Annotated in this window: 19 protein-coding genes and 1 pseudogene; 8 read left to right on the top strand and 12 right to left on the bottom strand. The window is 42.4% G+C overall.

Annotated elements, in window-relative coordinates:
* Window positions 1-512 precede the first annotated feature (512 nt).
* The 11 genes and pseudogenes from mgtE to ACM2FC_RS22955 all read right to left on the bottom strand — a co-directional run bounded on the left by mgtE (window position 513) and on the right by ACM2FC_RS22955 (window position 9,298).
* Window positions 513-1,871 (bottom strand): magnesium transporter, encoded by a 1,359-nt coding sequence (mgtE, locus tag ACM2FC_RS23005; RefSeq protein ID WP_498483378.1) that lies wholly within the window; start codon window positions 1,869-1,871, stop codon window positions 513-515.
* Window positions 1,872-1,972: 101 nt separating this feature from the next.
* Window positions 1,973-2,248 carry an HPr family phosphocarrier protein gene (locus ACM2FC_RS23000; RefSeq protein ID WP_498483377.1) on the bottom strand — a complete coding sequence of 92 codons (276 nt, stop codon included), beginning with the start codon at window positions 2,246-2,248 and terminating at the stop codon, window positions 1,973-1,975.
* Window positions 2,249-2,257: 9 nt separating this feature from the next.
* On the bottom strand, window positions 2,258-3,118 hold the full coding sequence (rapZ, locus tag ACM2FC_RS22995; RefSeq protein WP_498483376.1) for an RNase adapter RapZ: 861 nt from the start codon (window positions 3,116-3,118) through the stop codon (window positions 2,258-2,260).
* 8 nt (window positions 3,119-3,126) lie between these two features.
* Window positions 3,127-3,573 carry a PTS IIA-like nitrogen regulatory protein PtsN gene (gene ptsN / locus ACM2FC_RS22990; RefSeq protein ID WP_498483375.1) on the bottom strand — a complete coding sequence of 149 codons (447 nt, stop codon included), beginning with the start codon at window positions 3,571-3,573 and terminating at the stop codon, window positions 3,127-3,129.
* A gap of 2 nt (window positions 3,574-3,575) precedes the next feature.
* Window positions 3,576-3,863: a ribosome hibernation promoting factor gene (gene hpf, locus ACM2FC_RS22985; protein WP_498483374.1), complete on the bottom strand. Its 288-nt coding sequence runs from the start codon at window positions 3,861-3,863 to the stop codon at window positions 3,576-3,578.
* Between the two features lie 25 nt (window positions 3,864-3,888).
* On the bottom strand, window positions 3,889-5,361 hold the full coding sequence (locus tag ACM2FC_RS22980; protein WP_498483373.1) for an RNA polymerase factor sigma-54: 1,473 nt from the start codon (window positions 5,359-5,361) through the stop codon (window positions 3,889-3,891).
* A gap of 51 nt (window positions 5,362-5,412) precedes the next feature.
* A complete protein-coding gene (lptB, locus tag ACM2FC_RS22975; RefSeq protein WP_498483372.1) occupies window positions 5,413-6,138 on the bottom strand; it encodes an LPS export ABC transporter ATP-binding protein in 726 nt (241 codons plus the stop codon).
* A 77-nt stretch (window positions 6,139-6,215) separates the two neighbouring features.
* Window positions 6,216-6,710: pseudogene (gene lptA, locus ACM2FC_RS22970) on the bottom strand (lipopolysaccharide transport periplasmic protein LptA); the annotation flags it as partial.
* Window positions 6,691-7,254 carry an LPS export ABC transporter periplasmic protein LptC gene (gene lptC / locus ACM2FC_RS22965; RefSeq protein ID WP_498483371.1) on the bottom strand — a complete coding sequence of 188 codons (564 nt, stop codon included), beginning with the start codon at window positions 7,252-7,254 and terminating at the stop codon, window positions 6,691-6,693. The gene lptC and the pseudogene lptA, both read right to left, overlap by 20 nt.
* An 88-nt stretch (window positions 7,255-7,342) precedes the next feature.
* Window positions 7,343-8,308 (bottom strand): KpsF/GutQ family sugar-phosphate isomerase, encoded by a 966-nt coding sequence (locus ACM2FC_RS22960; protein ID WP_498483370.1) that lies wholly within the window; start codon window positions 8,306-8,308, stop codon window positions 7,343-7,345.
* A gap of 24 nt (window positions 8,309-8,332) precedes the next feature.
* Window positions 8,333-9,298: a calcium/sodium antiporter gene (locus ACM2FC_RS22955; RefSeq protein WP_498483369.1), complete on the bottom strand. Its 966-nt coding sequence runs from the start codon at window positions 9,296-9,298 to the stop codon at window positions 8,333-8,335.
* 252 nt (window positions 9,299-9,550) lie between these two features.
* Between ACM2FC_RS22955 and mlaF the strand changes: the two genes are divergently transcribed.
* From mlaF to ACM2FC_RS22915, 8 genes are all read left to right on the top strand, one after another.
* The gene (mlaF, locus tag ACM2FC_RS22950) at window positions 9,551-10,345 is read left to right on the top strand and encodes a phospholipid ABC transporter ATP-binding protein MlaF (RefSeq protein ID WP_498483368.1); all 795 of its coding nucleotides are present in this window, start codon (window positions 9,551-9,553) and stop codon (window positions 10,343-10,345) included.
* A complete protein-coding gene (gene mlaE, locus ACM2FC_RS22945) occupies window positions 10,346-11,137 on the top strand; it encodes a lipid asymmetry maintenance ABC transporter permease subunit MlaE (RefSeq protein ID WP_498483367.1) in 792 nt (263 codons plus the stop codon).
* Window positions 11,138-11,139: 2 nt separating this feature from the next.
* Window positions 11,140-11,628, top strand: a complete 489-nt coding sequence (gene mlaD / locus ACM2FC_RS22940; protein WP_498483366.1) for an outer membrane lipid asymmetry maintenance protein MlaD — start codon at window positions 11,140-11,142, stop codon at window positions 11,626-11,628.
* Window positions 11,629-11,630: 2 nt separating this feature from the next.
* Window positions 11,631-12,365, top strand: coding sequence for an ABC transporter substrate-binding protein (locus tag ACM2FC_RS22935; RefSeq protein ID WP_498483365.1), 735 nt, complete (start codon window positions 11,631-11,633; stop codon window positions 12,363-12,365).
* Window positions 12,365-12,673: an STAS domain-containing protein gene (locus tag ACM2FC_RS22930; protein WP_498483364.1), complete on the top strand. Its 309-nt coding sequence runs from the start codon at window positions 12,365-12,367 to the stop codon at window positions 12,671-12,673. Before ACM2FC_RS22935 ends, ACM2FC_RS22930 begins: the two co-directional genes overlap by 1 nt.
* A gap of 14 nt (window positions 12,674-12,687) precedes the next feature.
* Window positions 12,688-12,942, top strand: coding sequence for a BolA family iron metabolism protein IbaG (ibaG, locus tag ACM2FC_RS22925; protein WP_498483363.1), 255 nt, complete (start codon window positions 12,688-12,690; stop codon window positions 12,940-12,942).
* Between the two features lie 9 nt (window positions 12,943-12,951).
* The gene (gene murA / locus ACM2FC_RS22920; RefSeq protein ID WP_498483362.1) at window positions 12,952-14,211 is read left to right on the top strand and encodes a UDP-N-acetylglucosamine 1-carboxyvinyltransferase; all 1,260 of its coding nucleotides are present in this window, start codon (window positions 12,952-12,954) and stop codon (window positions 14,209-14,211) included.
* 151 nt (window positions 14,212-14,362) lie between these two features.
* Entirely contained in the window at window positions 14,363-15,091 is a 729-nt protein-coding gene (locus ACM2FC_RS22915) for a 1-acylglycerol-3-phosphate O-acyltransferase (protein ID WP_498483361.1), read from the top strand.
* Here the strand turns inward: ACM2FC_RS22915 and ACM2FC_RS22910 are convergent.
* The coding region (locus tag ACM2FC_RS22910; protein ID WP_498483360.1) for a hypothetical protein at window positions 15,044-15,282 on the bottom strand (239 nt) is incomplete at its 5' end. The two genes, ACM2FC_RS22915 and ACM2FC_RS22910, sit on opposite strands and share 48 nt — an antisense overlap.

The following is a 15,282-nucleotide window of genomic DNA, read 5'->3' as shown; positions in this document are numbered from 1 at the left end:
CGGATTCCAAATCCGCGTGTTGGGAGTTCGAATCTCTCCACCCCTGCCATTATTTAAGGCTCTAGCAGAAATGCTAGAGCTTTTTTCTTTGTTCAAAAAAATGTAGCTCCAATTGGCAGAGCAGTGGATTCCCCAAATTTCAAAAGTAGCGCTTGTTGGGAGCTGTTTTTAATCTCTCCACCTCTGCCATTATTTAAGGCTCTGGCAGAAATGCTAGAGCTTTTTTCTTTGTTCAAAACAGTGTAGCTCCAATTGGCAGAGCAGCGGCCCTTCGAATTTCAAAAATAGAGTGTGTTGGGAGATGTTTTTAATCTTTCTACCCCTGCTATTAATTAAGGCTCTAAGTAGAACTGTTAGAGCTTTTATTGTTCCCACCGGTGTAGCAGCGACGATCAAAGCTAAGAAACTGCCTAGAATGAAACGCAGAATGATGTGACTTGGCGCTTAATAGGCTAAATATGAGAAAAACTGATTCGACTATTAGGGGAGTAGCCCAATAGTCGGTATCTGATTTATTGAATGAGAAGTGTAGCAAGTCCTAGGAAAGCTGATAAGCCAACTACATCAGTTACTGTGGTAAGTGCCATGCCTCCAGCAAGAGCAGGGTCGATTTTCATTTTCTTAAGTAAGATTGGTAAGGTCACACCTGCGATCCCAGCAACGAATAAGTTGGTCAGCATTGCTGCGGAGATAATGCTGCCGAGTAGCCAGCTACCTTTCCAAAGAACGACGATTCCACCAATGATCAGCGCCCAAACAATTCCATTCAGAAAACCGATAGCTGCTTCTTTATAGAGAAGTTGTTTCTTATTACTATCTCCAATTTGGCCTAATGCTAGACCTCGTATAACTAGTGCTACTGTTTGGTTGCCAGCAACCCCTCCCATCGAAGGTACGATAGTCATCAAAACTGCGATTGCCGCCATCTGATCTAATGTTGCTTCAAAGAGATTAGAAACAGATGCAGCAGCAAGAGCAGCGAGAACGTTTGCTCCTAACCAAATACTTCTTTTTCTTGCTGACTTAATAACGGGAGCAAAGGTATCTTCGTCATCATCCATACCTGCGAGACTCATCATCGAGTGTTCTGCGTCTTCACGTATTACGTCGACAACGTCATCAATAGTAATTCGGCCAACTAAGTATTGATTTGAATCTATCACAGGTGCAGAAACCCAGTTCCTTCTCTCAAATAGGCTCGCAACATCTGTATCTTTAGTATCTACTGGAATGGCATCGTCGGCATTTTCCATCACGTCACTAACTTGGACGTCGGGCTGTGATGTTAGCAATGTCGAGAGCGTTAAATGGCCCATCAGAGTGCTATTTTTATCAACGACATATAAGCTGTCAGTTGCTTCAGGTAGCTCTCCTCTGATCCTCAAGTAGCGCAGAACCACGTCAATATCGACATCACTACGTATGGTAATCACATCGGTATTCATTAGCCCGCCAGCAGTATCCTCGGGATACGATAAAGCTGTTTCGACCCTCAAGCGATCAGCTGCATCCATTTGTGCCAAAACTTCGCGTGATAGCGCATCAGGGAGGCTACGCAGGACATAAGCTAAGTCATCGGTATCCATACCTTCTGTTGCTTCTGCAAGCTTTTCTGGTGGCATTTTGGATACTAGAGCATCTTTAACTTCTTCGTTTAGCTCATCGAGGATTTCACCATAGTCTTCGTGGTCGGTCAGTTGCCAAAGGACTTCACGGATCTTACGTGGTGAAGCTTCTAGAAGAAGAGCGATGTCTTCAGGCTCCATGTCCTGAAGTTGGCGGCGAACATGGACAAAACGACCATTTTCTAGGGCTTTTGTTATCTCTTGGAGGGTTAGGTGAGCTTGGTCAAACTCTATTTGCTCCGCCATTTGTTCCTCCTGAACTCATTATTGTTTTATTTATTAAATGGTAACCTAATTCTAGTTACGATTTAATAAAATCTTATGAAGGGATGGTGGATTTATTGTAACTACTCCTCTTCGTCGAATTTATGCTCTATCAAATCGCATACTGCTTGCAATGCTGGTTCTGCATCATCACCTGTAGCGGTAATAGTGACATTTTGCCCTTGAGCAGACTCAAGCATGAGTAACCCCATAACGCCATCGGCCGTCGACTCTTTTCCTTCCTGATTTTGAATGTTGATAACCGAGTTAAATGACTGCGCGAGCTCTACCAGTTTTATTGCTGCTCTGGCATGTAGTCCAAGCCGATTTTGGATTAAGACGGTTTTGCTGCATTGCATACAGTGACTCTATGATAGTTGTTTTTCTAATGTCGTATGATGTATTTGGACTTGATGGCCCATATCCATAAAATATTCGCCAATTTGTTGCGTGAGGTATACAGAGCGGTGTTTGCCCCCAGTACATCCGATGGCAACAGTTAAATAACTGCGATTATTTTTTTCAAGTAGTGGGAGCCATTGTTCAATGAAGCGCTGGATTTGCACTCTAAGCTTGATGACTTCAATGTGGCACTCTAAGAATGTTTTTACCGCAGAGTCTAAGCCAGTGAGAGGTCTAAGTTCTGGTTGCCAGTGAGGATTAGGCAAGAACCTAACGTCGAAAACATAATCAGCATCTTTTGGTAGGCCAAACTTAAAACCAAAAGACTGAAATACCATTACAAGTTTTTGTCTCTGTTGTCCTTCAGCATACATGCGAACGCTTTCGCTCAGATCGTGTAAAGACTGGTTAGAGCTATCGATAACATTATCCGCATTGGCTTTTAAAGGGGCCAGAATGTCTTTTTCTAGCTCAATTGCTTGGGAAAGTGTTAGATCAGTTTCGGTTAAAGATAGAGGGTGTAAACGGCGGGTTTCACTATAGCGTTTGAGTAATGTGTCTTCGCTAGCGTCTAAAAATAGGATTTCGGTATCATTATCCTTTTTTAGTTTATCGAGGAGCTCTGAAACTAATGTAGGATCTTTAGGTAAGTTTCGAATATCAATACTAACAGCGACATTTTGTTTACTGGTTTTGACTGAGCTTACAAACGCTTTGAACAGATCTACGGGCAAATTGTCGACACAATAGTAGCCAATATCTTCTAGAGCTCGTAAAGCAACGCTTTTGCCTGCACCAGATTGTCCGCTAACAACAATTAATCTCATTGTGTTACTCATTCATTGACAATAATACTGTAAAGCTCTTGGTCGCTTTGCGCACCACGTAACTGCTTTAAGATTCTCTTGTCATTGAGTTTCTCAGCCATGCAAGAGAGAGTTTTTAAATGTTCTTTACACTGTGCGTCTGGAACTAAAAGCGCGAAAAGCAAATCAACTGGGCGGTTATCTATTGCGCCATATTCAATTGGCTCATCACATTGCATGAGTACCGCAATAGCTTCATCACTTGATTTCATTCGAGCATGAGGGATTGCAATCCCATTACCGATCCCAGTGCTGCCCATTTTTTCGCGGCTAAGCATACACTCGAATAATTCAGTGGCATCTTGACCAGTGTGAGATGCTGCTATCTCACTGATCATTTCAAGTGCACGCTTTTTACTGGTGCAATGGACTGCACTCTTTGTACAGTCCAATGTAAGTACTTCGCTAATTTGCATCGTTAATGACTACTTAACTTTTCTTTGTGTTTGTTCAATTGACGAACGAGCTTATCTACTAGGGCATCAATAGCTGCGTACATATTTTCGTCATCCGCGGTTGCGTGAATATCGCCTTGGTTCACATGAAGGGTAGCTTCAGCTATTTGACGGACTTTTTCAACTCGTAATACAACGTGAACATTATTTATGTGGTCGAAAAAGCGCTCAAGCTTTTGAAACTTGGAGTTCACATAGTCTTGCATTGACTCGGTTAGATCAACATGATGGCCGTTTATATTAATTTGCATAGACTTTCCTTCTTTATTGTAGGGCCTACAATAGGCGTTTGCGCTGACTTGAAGGGGCGATACCCAAGGACTCTCTATATTTGGCAATGGTGCGCCTTGCTACTTGGATCCCTTGATCAGCTAAGAGTGCTGCAATTTTACTATCACTTAAAGGTTTGACTGAGTTTTCAGCTGCAACCAATTTCTTGATAAGAGCTCGAATTGCAGTAGATGAACATTCTCCTCCATTATCCGTACTCACATGGCTGGAGAAAAAGAACTTCAGTTCAAATATTCCCCTTGGAGTATGCATAAATTTCTGAGTTGTAACGCGAGAAATGGTTGATTCGTGCATGTCTACAGCGAGCGCTACATCATTTAGTACCATAGGTTTCATCGCTTCTTCACCATGCTCGAAGAAGTCTCTTTGGTGTTCCACAATACACTTAGCGACTTTTAAAAGTGTCTCATTTCTACTCTCTAAGCTTTTAATTAGCCATTTAGCTTCTTGCAAGTTGGTACGAATATATTGGCTGTCAGAGCTATTGCCCTTGCCTAGAGAGGCGTATTGTTGGTTAACCTTGAGTTTTGGAACGCTATCGGGGTTGATCGTTACAACCCATTTGCCATGATCTTTAAAAACGGATACGTCTGGAATAACGTATTCAGCATGCTCAGAGGTAATTCGGTTACCTGGGCGCGGGTCGAGCTGCTGAATAAGCTTTAATGCTTCTTTTAAATCCGCCTCTTTGATTTTTGAGTCTTTGATAATCTGTTTATAATCTCGATTGCCCAGCTGATCGATATGATCGCTCAAGATCAGCTTTGCTTCAGAGAGCCAAGGTGTATCCTCAGGAAATGCGGCAAGTTGTAGTAACAAACAATCTTGCAAGTTTGCTGATGCGACACCTACGGGATCAAATTGTTGGATCCTTTTTCTTACCGCCTCTACTTCATCGAGTTCAATTTCTTCATCGTCAAAGCTCTCGAGAATATCTTGCGTTGAAATCGTTAGGTATCCATAGTCATCAATGGCATCAATAATGGCTAATGCAATAGTACGGTCCGTTTCGGTAAAAGGAGTAAGATCGAGTTGCCAAATGAGGTAGTCTTGTAGGGATTCGGTGGTTTCACCTTGGTAGATTGGGGCGTCATCATCTAAAGCAATTCCAGTACTACCAGTATTGGCGCTATAGACATCATCCCAAGTGGTATCTATTTCTAATTCGTTAGAAATTTCTGATTTTTCAATAAGCTCAGAGCTGTCTTTTGCTTCCACTTCGATAGGCTCAGCCACTTCTGCTGAGGCTTCTGTCTCTCCAACAGTTGGCGTTTTCTCTTCGCTGGAATTGGGGTCTTCTTGAGCTTCTTCAACATCTAGTAGCGGGTTGGAGTCTAGTGCATCTTGTATTTCTTGTTGAAGATCCAATGTTGACAATTGCAGCAAGCGAATAGCTTGCTGCAATTGTGGAGTCATGGCTAATTGCTGTCCTAGCTTGAGTTGTAATGAAGGTTTCATTAACTAATTTTGACCTTTTGTTCTTCTTAAATCTCGCTACTCACTGTTTAATCATAGACGGAATTGTTCACCGAGATAAACTTGTTTTACCTGTTCATTGTCGAGAACTTCTGATGGCGTTCCTTCTGCGATCAAATGGCCTTGGCTTACGATATAAGCTTTCTCACATACATCAAGAGTTTCGCGCACATTGTGGTCTGTGATCAAGACTCCAAGGCCGCGATCTCGTAAATGTTCGATGATTTTCTTAATATCGATAACAGATATTGGGTCAACACCAGCAAATGGCTCATCCAAAAGTATGAATTGTGGGTTTGCTGCCAAAGCTCTGGCTATTTCAACACGCCGACGTTCTCCACCAGATAGTGCCATACCCGCACTGTGACGAATGTGCTGTATATTGAATTCTTCCAATAAATCTTCTAGTTTGTCCTGTCTTTGCTCTCGAGTCAGTTCTTTACGAGTTTGCAGAACTGCCATGATATTGTCTTCAACGGATAATTTGCGGAAGATTGAGGCTTCTTGGGGCAGGTATCCAATTCCCATTCGAGATCGGCTATGCATAGGAAGAATACTGATATCTTGGTCGTCAATACTGATTTTGCCTTCATCACGAGCGACCAACCCGACAATCATGTAAAATGACGTTGTTTTACCTGCACCATTTGGGCCAAGTAAGCCGACGATCTGTCCGGATTCCACTTGAATACTTACATCAGAAACGACTTTTCGGTTTTTATAGCTTTTTGCTAAATGTTCTGCTTTTAATAAGGCCATAATTAATTTTGCTGACTCTGACTCTGACTCTGACTCTGATTCTGATTCTGATTCTGATTCTGATTCTGACTTTGGTTCTGGTTGATGGCTTGAGGCTGTATAACAGTAGAAACGCGATCGCCTTTATTGGTTCCATCGGCAATTAAGGTTTGAGACGATATCTTATAGCGAATTTTGTTTCCTTTAATCACACTATCATCTTGAGAAAGTACTGCGTCGTCGATCATGGTCAGTTGATCTTTAGCCATGCTGTAATAAAGTTCATTCGCTTCACCGTGGAGCGTCTTACCGTCATCAGTAAGTTGAGAGAAGGTTGCGGGTTTTCCATAGCCTTCAATCTCTTTTATCGTGCCAGTTTTTGCATCTCGATAGACGATGACTTTATCCGCATTCATATTAATGCTGCCCTGTTTGAGCTTTACATCGCCTAAAAAGGTGACCATATTGCTTTGCATATCCAGCTGTTGACTATCTGAGTCAATATACACAGGCTGGTCGCGATCAGTTGAGAGCGCAAAAGCGTTAGCTGAAAGTAACAAACAGGCAATTAAACTAACGTGTGAGATTTTCATATCGACCTTGTACATGGTTAAATAGGGTAGCGTTATTGTCGGCAAAGTTACCTTTCATCGCTTGCCCCACCGTTTTAAATTGTGGGCCTATCATTGTTACTGGAGTGTCCGTCCAAAAGTCTCTTTTTACCACTTGAATGTAAAACTCTTTGGTAGAAAACGTATCAAATGCTGACTTTGGCAATAAGTTTTTAGCTAAAACATTTTGCTCCAACTTCAACACATGGTTTTTATCAAGAATTCCTTTATCTGCAGTGATTTGCCACTCTTGAACAGTCCCGTTTCTGTAAACTTTTAAAATCGGGTGATCGAAATAGGTGTCACCACTATTTTGATAATACTCCAGATGTTTTGAAGTAATAATATAGCTAAGTACGCCAGTATCACCGTAAGATTCGTTGACTATATTATCTCCGGTAAACATTGGCAATTCAGCGCTAGGCTCAACTTGTGCATTGTTGGCTTGCTCTTTATCAAATAGATAATATGCTGACCAAAGAGCAACAAACACCAACAGTGTATAAATAATACGAGATAACCTCATGCACTTTGGCCTTCTCTAGGCTTGAACTGCTCAAGTTCGGAAAATGTTGCAGCGATATCAAAGTAGTATTGTTTGCTGGAAAGAGTCATTACATTACACCTGATTTAAGCAAGTCATGAATACTAAGTACGCCTACAAGTTTATTCTTTTTACAAAGAGCAAGACCAGTGATACTTTTTTCCTGCATTAGATTTAGCCCCTCAACAGCGAGCATATCTGGACTGGCGACAGTTGGTTTTTTTGTCATGACATCTTGAATTAAAGTTGAGTGGATGTCGACACGCTTGTCTAAGATTCGCCTTAAATCTCCATCGGTAAAGATACCCACTAGATCTCCACTCTTATCCTGAACTGTAGTAAATCCCAGTTTCTTTTGGCTGATTTCTAGAAGAGCTTCGCTGATTGGTGTATCTGGTGTGACAATAGGTAGGCTATCGCCACTGTGCATAATGTCTGAGATCTTTAACAATAATTTTCGGCCTAAAGCCCCACCTGGATGAGAAAGCGCAAAATCATCTGCAGTAAAGCCTCGGGCCTCTAATAATGCAACTGCGAGAGCATCGCCCATAACAAGAGTGGCTGTTGTACTGGAAGTGGGTGCGAGTCCTAGCGGGCAGGCTTCTTTGGGCACTGATATGTTAAGGTTCACGTTGGCCAATTTCGCCATGGTTGACTGAGGGTTACCAGTCATGCTGATGATCTTTATATCTAGGCGTTTAAGTACTGGATATAGAGAAATGATTTCTGACGATTCTCCAGAGTTAGAAATAGCGAGAACAATATCACCAGACTCTATCATTCCTAAATCGCCATGTGCAGCTTCTCCAGGATGAACAAAAAAAGAGGAAGTACCTGTGCTAGCAAGAGATGCCGCTATTTTATTTCCTATGTGCCCAGATTTGCCCATCCCCATGACGACAACTTTTCCTTTGGTATTGGAAAAAATCATCTGGCAGGCCTTGTCAAAATTTTCATCAAAAAATTGGTCAAGCTGCTGTAGAGCTTTTATTTCTGTATCGAGCACCTGTAGTGCAACGCTTCGATAATCGAACATTTTCTATTCCTAATTTTCAGCAGCTTATGAAGAGACATTCATTAATAAATAAGTTTGGTACGCGATAAAGCATATTAGTAATATAGCGCCCTCAATACGATTGATGATACGAGTTTTGCCCAGAGCCATGATGACCAATAGGAGAGAGACTCCTAGCATGACCCAGTAGTCACGATGCATAACATGTTCATTTAAAATCGAAGGGTGAATTATGCCCGGAATTCCCATTACTGCAAGAATGTTAAACACATTCGAACCAATAATATTCCCCACAGCCATATCATCCTCGCCTTTTAGAACCCCTGCTATGGTGGCGGCTAGTTCAGGTAGGCTAGTGCCAACAGCGATAATGGTTAGACCGATAACTAAGTCACTCATACCAAAGTAGTGGGCGATTTTTACTGAACTATCGACTAATACATCTGCAGATACAGGGAGCAGGATCAGTCCGACAATGATCCAAAATATTGATGTCTTGTTACTGACATTTGTCGGTATTTCCGACTCCTGCTCTTCAAGAAGTGGGTCACCCTTACCTTTTTCCTTACGGCTAATTTGCAACATCGCAATGATGAAAGCGCCGAATAATATAAACAGTAAGACACCTTCATAGAAGGCCAAGTGGCTGTCCCATAAGATCGCTCCTGCTAATAAAGTGACACCAATCATCAACGGAAGTTCTCTGCGAAGTACATTTGAGCTAATCGAGAGGGGTTTGATAATGGCGGTAAGGCCAATAATTAATGCGATATTGGTGATATTAGACCCAATGACGTTACCCACTGCTGTATCCGTTTTACCTGCCAAAGCAGCTGTGGCTGAGACGACCATTTCAGGTGCTGAAGAGCCCATAGCAAGTATCGTCATACCTATAACAAGAGGTGATATACCTAAATTTTTTGCAAGTGCTGCTGAACCAAAAACTAACCTATCGGCGCTCCATACCAAAAACACCAAGCCGATGATCAGAAACGTTACCGCTTCGAACATGATGATCCCTAATTTTTACAATATCGAGTAAATTGACCGCTAATTTTGACCTGTTAACCGCTAAATGTGAAGCTCGAGTTCAAATAAATCCTTCCGATAGCGCAAAATTTGCAGGAGTGGGGCAACATTGGATTGGATAATCGGCAAAGCTGACTTAGATTTAATTGAACAGTGCTTTTAATTCGCATCTATTGTGCTTATGATTGCCGTGTCTTGCGCACAATGAAATGTTAGGGGGCGTGTAAAGTCACTATGTCAACTGAAGATTTAGTCACGATAAATAACCTAAGCTTTTCCCGAGCGGAGCGGAAGATATTTGATGATATCAGCTTGAACGTTCCAAAAGGAAAAGTGACCGCCATTATGGGGCCATCCGGTATAGGAAAAACAACCCTACTAAGGCTGGTGGGAGGGCAACTCCTTCCCGATAGCGGCGAAGTTATTTTTGACGGCGACAATATACCGACACTAAGTCGGAAAAAACTTTATCAAGCTCGCAAAAAAATGAGCATGCTGTTCCAGTCAGGAGCACTTTTTACAGATCTAACTGTCTACGATAATGTGGCTTTTCCACTACGTGAACACACGGCACTTGACGAATCTCTCATTCGTACGCTTGTATTGCTGAAACTTGAAGCTGTTGGATTACGTGGGGCCGCTGAGTTAATGCCAAGTGAGTTATCCGGAGGGATGGCTCGCAGAGCTGCATTAGCGAGGGCTATTGCTCTTGATCCTGACCTAATCATGTACGATGAGCCATTCGTTGGCCAAGACCCCATAACTATGGGAGTGTTGGTGGAACTCATTCGTAACTTAAATCAGGCGCTAGGGGTTACTTCAATCGTGGTTTCTCATGATGTGCCAGAGGTAATGAGTATTGCTGACTGGGTGTATTTACTCGCAGACGGTAAAATCATTGCTAGTGGTACACCTGATGAGCTCAGAAATAACCAAGATTCTAGAGTGAAACAATTTTTGCTAGGTGAAGCTGATGGTCCTGTACCATTTCGTTTCCCAGCGAAACCATTAGAGAAGGACTTGTTCTAAATGCTGAACAAACTAGCAATGTTTACAGCGTCGTTGGGCCGAAGAGCATTAGGTACTTGTGAATCTTTTGGCAGAGCGACACTGATGCTTATAGGGGCTATCTTTACTCGGCCTAGACCAATAAAAAACTTCCCACTTTTAATCAAGCAATTGTACAGCATCGGAGTTCAATCTCTCGCTATCATTGTTGTTTCAGGATTATTTATCGGCATGGTGTTGAGCCTACAAGGCTATATTGTGCTGGTGGGTTATAGTGCGGAAGGTAATTTAGGCCAGATGGTGGCTTTATCTCTTTTGAGAGAATTAGGCCCCGTCGTGACCGCTCTGCTATTTGCTGGTAGAGCAGGCTCAGCATTAACAGCTGAAATTGGCCTAATGAAAGCGACAGAGCAACTATCTAGTTTAGAAATGATGGCTGTCGATCCTCTGAAGCGAATTGTTGCTCCAAGACTTTGGGCAGGTTTGATTTCTATGCCTCTCCTTGCCATGATTTTTATAGCGGTTGGTATCTGGGGTGGTCAAATCGTTGGTGTTGACTGGAAGGGTATCGATCCAGGTACATTTTGGTCCACTATGCAGGACTCTGTTCGTCTTGGCTACGATATTGGCAACAGCTTAATCAAATGTATTGTGTTCGCTTTCACTGTCACTTGGATCGCTTTGTATAATGGTTACGATGCAATTCCGACTTCTGAAGGGATCAGTCGTGCAACAACTCGCACAGTGGTGCACTCCTCGCTAGCCGTATTAGCGCTAGATTTTGTACTAACAGCTTTGATGTTTGGGAATTAAACATGCAACAAACACGTAAAACAGAATTATTTGTCGGCATCTTTATACTTGCTGGTATTTGCGCAATTCTGGTGATGATTTTTCAAGTCGCTGACGTCAAGAGCTTTGGCTCAAGTGATACTTACACTTTAAATGCTGAGTTTGACAATATAGGAAGCTTAAAGGTTCGAGCTCCTGTAAAAGTTGGTGGGGTCGTTATCGGTCGGGTATCCAGTATTACCTTAGATCCCAAAACGCTTTTGCCATTGGTTAAAATGTCCATCAACAGCAAATACAACCAATTTCCAGAGACTTCAAGCTTACAGATATTAACGTCTGGGCTAATAGGTGAGCAGTACGTTAGCCTAATACCAGGGTTCGTCACTCCTGATGATAATACGATGTTGAAAAATGGTGACACAGTAGAAGACACCAAGTCAGCTATGATTTTAGAAGATTTGATTGGCCAGTTCCTCTATAACGCGGGTGGTTCTGGCTCTAAAGGTAAATAGTAATGAGTTTATACAAAAAAACATTGTTTGTTGCTCTATGCGCAATATTGTCAACTTCGGTAATGGCTGAGCAAAGTACACAAGTAAATTCAAGCGTAAAATCGAGTAGTGCAAAAACAGATAAGCAAGATTCTTCGGATCTTGGTAAGCATCAAAAAATTGATCAAACCAAGCCTTACTTGATGATGAAAGAAGTTGCAAACCAAACTTTTTCTCGTCTAAAGAGGCAGCAAAAAGCTATTCACAAAAACCCTCAACTTTTGAAGAAAATAGTTGAGCAAGAGCTGATGCCGTATGTCAACTCGACCTATGCAGCGCTAAAGCTATTAGGGCCAAACTTGCGTGGTGCTAAGAGAAGTGATGTTGAAGCCTTTATTAAAGCTTTCCATAACTATTTGGTAAGTTCTTATGCCCAAGTGTTGACACAATATACTGATCAAACTGTTGAATTCGGGCCAAAACCACGTATGGATGATAACCGTCGTATTGTGAGCGTTAAGGTCAACATTATTGATACACCTCGTCCAAATATTCAGCTTGAATTTAAACTGATAAAAGACAGAAAAACCGGTAAATGGTCTGCGTTCGATATGATTGCTGAAGGTGTTAGTTTGTTATCCAGTAAGCAATCAGAGTGGAGTGGTGAAATCCGTCAGAAAGGTATTTTAGAAGTTGCACAAAGGCTGCAGAAGCTCGCTGACAAACCTATTCAATTTCAATCAGCGAGTAAAAGCTAATGTCTCACCCACAATGGAAACAAAATAGTGAGAACAAAGTAAAACTAACGGGCTCTCTAGATAGAGAGTCAGTACCTAGCTTGTGGCAGTTTGCGCAAAAATGGGATCCCGTATCTGAAAATGTAGAACTAGTGCTAGACGAAGTGGAGAGAGTCGACTCGTCTGGTATGGCGATGTTGATCCAACTAGTAAAGCATGCAAAAAAGCGAAATTGTCATATAATGCTCAGCTTCGTGCCAGAGCAACTGATCACTTTGTTTAAATTGAGCAATGTGCAAGAGCTGATGGCTGAGCACATTCGGAACTAATTTAGGGTAAGACAGTGGATAGCACTCAAGTAGAAAATATTTTAAACGATGCGCTAAATCTAGAAGAGCTGCACGTTAAGGGAGAAGGGAGCCACTATGAAGTAGTGGCGGTAGATGCATGTTTTGATGGCATGAGCCGAGTGAAGAAACAGCAAATGATTTATGCCCCTTTGATGGAATATATCCAAAGAAATGATATTCACGCAGTTTCGATAAAAGCCTTTACTCCCGAAGAATGGGCAAGAGATAAAAAGTTAATGTCGCTATAAGGTTTATTGATGGAAAAGTTTCGTGTTATTGGGTCGGACGCACCTTTGTCAGGTGAAGTGACCATATCAGGTGCCAAAAATGCAGCACTGCCTATCTTGTTTGCTTCAATCCTTGCCGAAGAGCCGGTAGAAGTGAGCAACGTTCCTAAGCTTAAAGACATCGACACTACGATGGAACTGTTAGAGCGCCTAGGAGCAAAAGTGTCCCGCAATGGTTCGGTACATGTCGACCCAAGTAGCATTAACGAATATTGTGCTCCATACGACTTAGTGAAAACGATGCGAGCTTCGATTTGGGCACTTGGTCCTCTGGTTGCTCGTTTTGGTAAAGGCCAAGTTTCATTGCCTGGCGGCTGCGCTATTGGCGCACGTCCAGTTGATCTTCATATTCATGGTTTGGAGCAGCTTGGTGCAAATATCAAGCTCGAAGATGGCTATGTAAAAGCTGAAGTAGATGGACGCTTACGTGGAGCGCACATCGTTATGGATAAGGTCAGTGTGGGCGCGACAATAACCATCATGTGTGCTGCAACTTTGGCTGAAGGACAAACAGTATTAGATAATGCTGCTCGCGAGCCTGAAATTGTTGATACTGCAGAGTTTCTAAATAAGCTTGGCGCAAAAATCTCTGGCGCGGGCACCGATACTATCGTTATCGAAGGCGTCGAAAAGTTAGGTGGTGGTCGCCACGCTGTTGTTGCAGACAGAATTGAAACGGGCACTTTCTTAGTGGCTGCGGCGGTGTCGGGTGGTCGAGTCACTTGTTTAAATACAAGTGCTCATCTGTTAGAAGCAGTTTTAGCCAAGCTTGAAGAAGCAGGAGCAAGAGTTGAGACTGGTGAAGACTGGATACGCGTTGATATGACGAGCAGAGAGCTTAAAGCGGTCACTATCAGAACGGCTCCACACCCAGGCTTTCCAACGGATATGCAGGCCCAGTTTACTTTGCTGAATATGATGGCTAAGGGTGGTGGTGTGATAACAGAAAACATCTTTGAAAACCGTTTCATGCATGTACCCGAGTTAATGCGCATGGGCGCTAAGGCCGAAATTGAAGGTAACACAGTGATTCTTGGTGATGTTGATAAGCTAAGTGGTGCTCAAGTGATGGCGACTGATCTAAGAGCTTCTGCTAGCTTAGTTGTTGCTGGCTGTATTGCTCAAGGTGAGACTATCGTTGATAGGATCTACCATATTGATCGTGGCTATGAAAAAATAGAGGACAAGCTTTCCGCTCTTGGTGTTAATATAGAGCGCTTTAAAGAATAATTAGCCTCAAAGAGCATAAATTCTACTTGATTGAAGAATGGGAAGAGGTTAGCTTTCTTACCCAATCTGAGATTTAGTAAGCTCTGACTGTTTATAACGAGCCGAAACTAGGGTTTCGGCTTTTTTTATTGTGTTCCATTGGAGAACGAAAATGATTGCATTATTTCGTGTTCTAGTGACAGTAATTTTTGCTGTTTTTATGTTTATTTTTGGTTGTGGTTATTGTCTACTAAGTCCAAGAAACCCAAAACATGTGTTTACTTTTGGTCGCTTGTTTGCACGAATGTCCAAGGTATATGGAATCAAACTAGAATTACGTGCTCCAGCGGACTACTGTGAGCGTGGCCAACATATTTATGTCGCTAACCACCAAAGCAACTGGGACATGTTCACGGTATCGACTGCAGTGACACCTAATGTTGTGACTGTTGGTAAGAAAAGTTTAGCTTTGATGCCATTATTTGGTCAGCTTTACTGGCTAACTGGTAATATTCTAATCGATAGAAAGAACCTGTCGAAAGCGATGGACACCATAGGGCAGGTTGTTGACAGTATGAAAAAAACCAACGTGTCTGTATGGATGTTTCCTGAAGGAACTCGTTCACGCGGCCGTGGTTTACTGCCTTTCAAAACAGGGGCTTTTCACGCGGCAATTGGTGCAGAAGTACCTATCATTCCAATTGTGTGTAGCTCGACCAAGAGCCTGAAGCTAAACAAGTGGAATAATGGGCATGTCATTGTCGAGATCCTTCCTCCAATTAGTACAGAGGGTGTAGATAAAGCAGGTGTACGCAAGTTGACTAACTTATGTAGAGCTCAGATGAAAGAGAAGCTAGAAGAGCTTGATAAAGAGGTTGTAGAGCGTAACAAAGCGCAGTAATACTCCAACGACAATATAGACGATAGAGAGCCAGCTAGGATTGCTTAGCTGGCTTTTTTGATCTTGCTTTCTGGATAAAATGTAAAGGAACACGAATACGAAAAAAGCCGCAGTTTTCACTGCGGCTTTCTCTAAGATGGCTCCCCCTGCGGGACTCGAACCTGCGACATACGGATTAACAGTCCGCCGTT

The organism is Vibrio sp. A37, from assembly GCF_059777565.1.
The sequence above is the reverse complement of the archived record's forward strand: the minus strand, read 5'-3'. Positions and strand labels throughout refer to the sequence as shown.

Coding starts and splice junctions, on each gene's coding strand:
- mgtE (WP_498483378.1), bottom strand. CDS start 1,871: ATGGCGGAGCAAATAGAGTTTGACCAAGCTCACCTAACCCTCCAAGAG.
- ACM2FC_RS23000 (WP_498483377.1), bottom strand. CDS start 2,248: ATGCAATGCAGCAAAACCGTCTTAATCCAAAATCGGCTTGGACTACAT.
- rapZ (WP_498483376.1), bottom strand. CDS start 3,118: ATGAGATTAATTGTTGTTAGCGGACAATCTGGTGCAGGCAAAAGCGTT.
- ptsN (WP_498483375.1), bottom strand. CDS start 3,573: ATGCAAATTAGCGAAGTACTTACATTGGACTGTACAAAGAGTGCAGTC.
- hpf (WP_498483374.1), bottom strand. CDS start 3,863: ATGCAAATTAATATAAACGGCCATCATGTTGATCTAACCGAGTCAATG.
- ACM2FC_RS22980 (WP_498483373.1), bottom strand. CDS start 5,361: ATGAAACCTTCATTACAACTCAAGCTAGGACAGCAATTAGCCATGACT.
- lptB (WP_498483372.1), bottom strand. CDS start 6,138: ATGGCCTTATTAAAAGCAGAACATTTAGCAAAAAGCTATAAAAACCGA.
- lptC (WP_498483371.1), bottom strand. CDS start 7,254: ATGAGGTTATCTCGTATTATTTATACACTGTTGGTGTTTGTTGCTCTT.
- ACM2FC_RS22960 (WP_498483370.1), bottom strand. CDS start 8,308: ATGTTCGATTATCGAAGCGTTGCACTACAGGTGCTCGATACAGAAATA.
- ACM2FC_RS22955 (WP_498483369.1), bottom strand. CDS start 9,298: ATGTTCGAAGCGGTAACGTTTCTGATCATCGGCTTGGTGTTTTTGGTA.
- mlaF (WP_498483368.1), top strand. CDS start 9,551: ATGTCAACTGAAGATTTAGTCACGATAAATAACCTAAGCTTTTCCCGA.
- mlaE (WP_498483367.1), top strand. CDS start 10,346: ATGCTGAACAAACTAGCAATGTTTACAGCGTCGTTGGGCCGAAGAGCA.
- mlaD (WP_498483366.1), top strand. CDS start 11,140: ATGCAACAAACACGTAAAACAGAATTATTTGTCGGCATCTTTATACTT.
- ACM2FC_RS22935 (WP_498483365.1), top strand. CDS start 11,631: ATGAGTTTATACAAAAAAACATTGTTTGTTGCTCTATGCGCAATATTG.
- ACM2FC_RS22930 (WP_498483364.1), top strand. CDS start 12,365: ATGTCTCACCCACAATGGAAACAAAATAGTGAGAACAAAGTAAAACTA.
- murA (WP_498483362.1), top strand. CDS start 12,952: ATGGAAAAGTTTCGTGTTATTGGGTCGGACGCACCTTTGTCAGGTGAA.
- ACM2FC_RS22915 (WP_498483361.1), top strand. CDS start 14,363: ATGATTGCATTATTTCGTGTTCTAGTGACAGTAATTTTTGCTGTTTTT.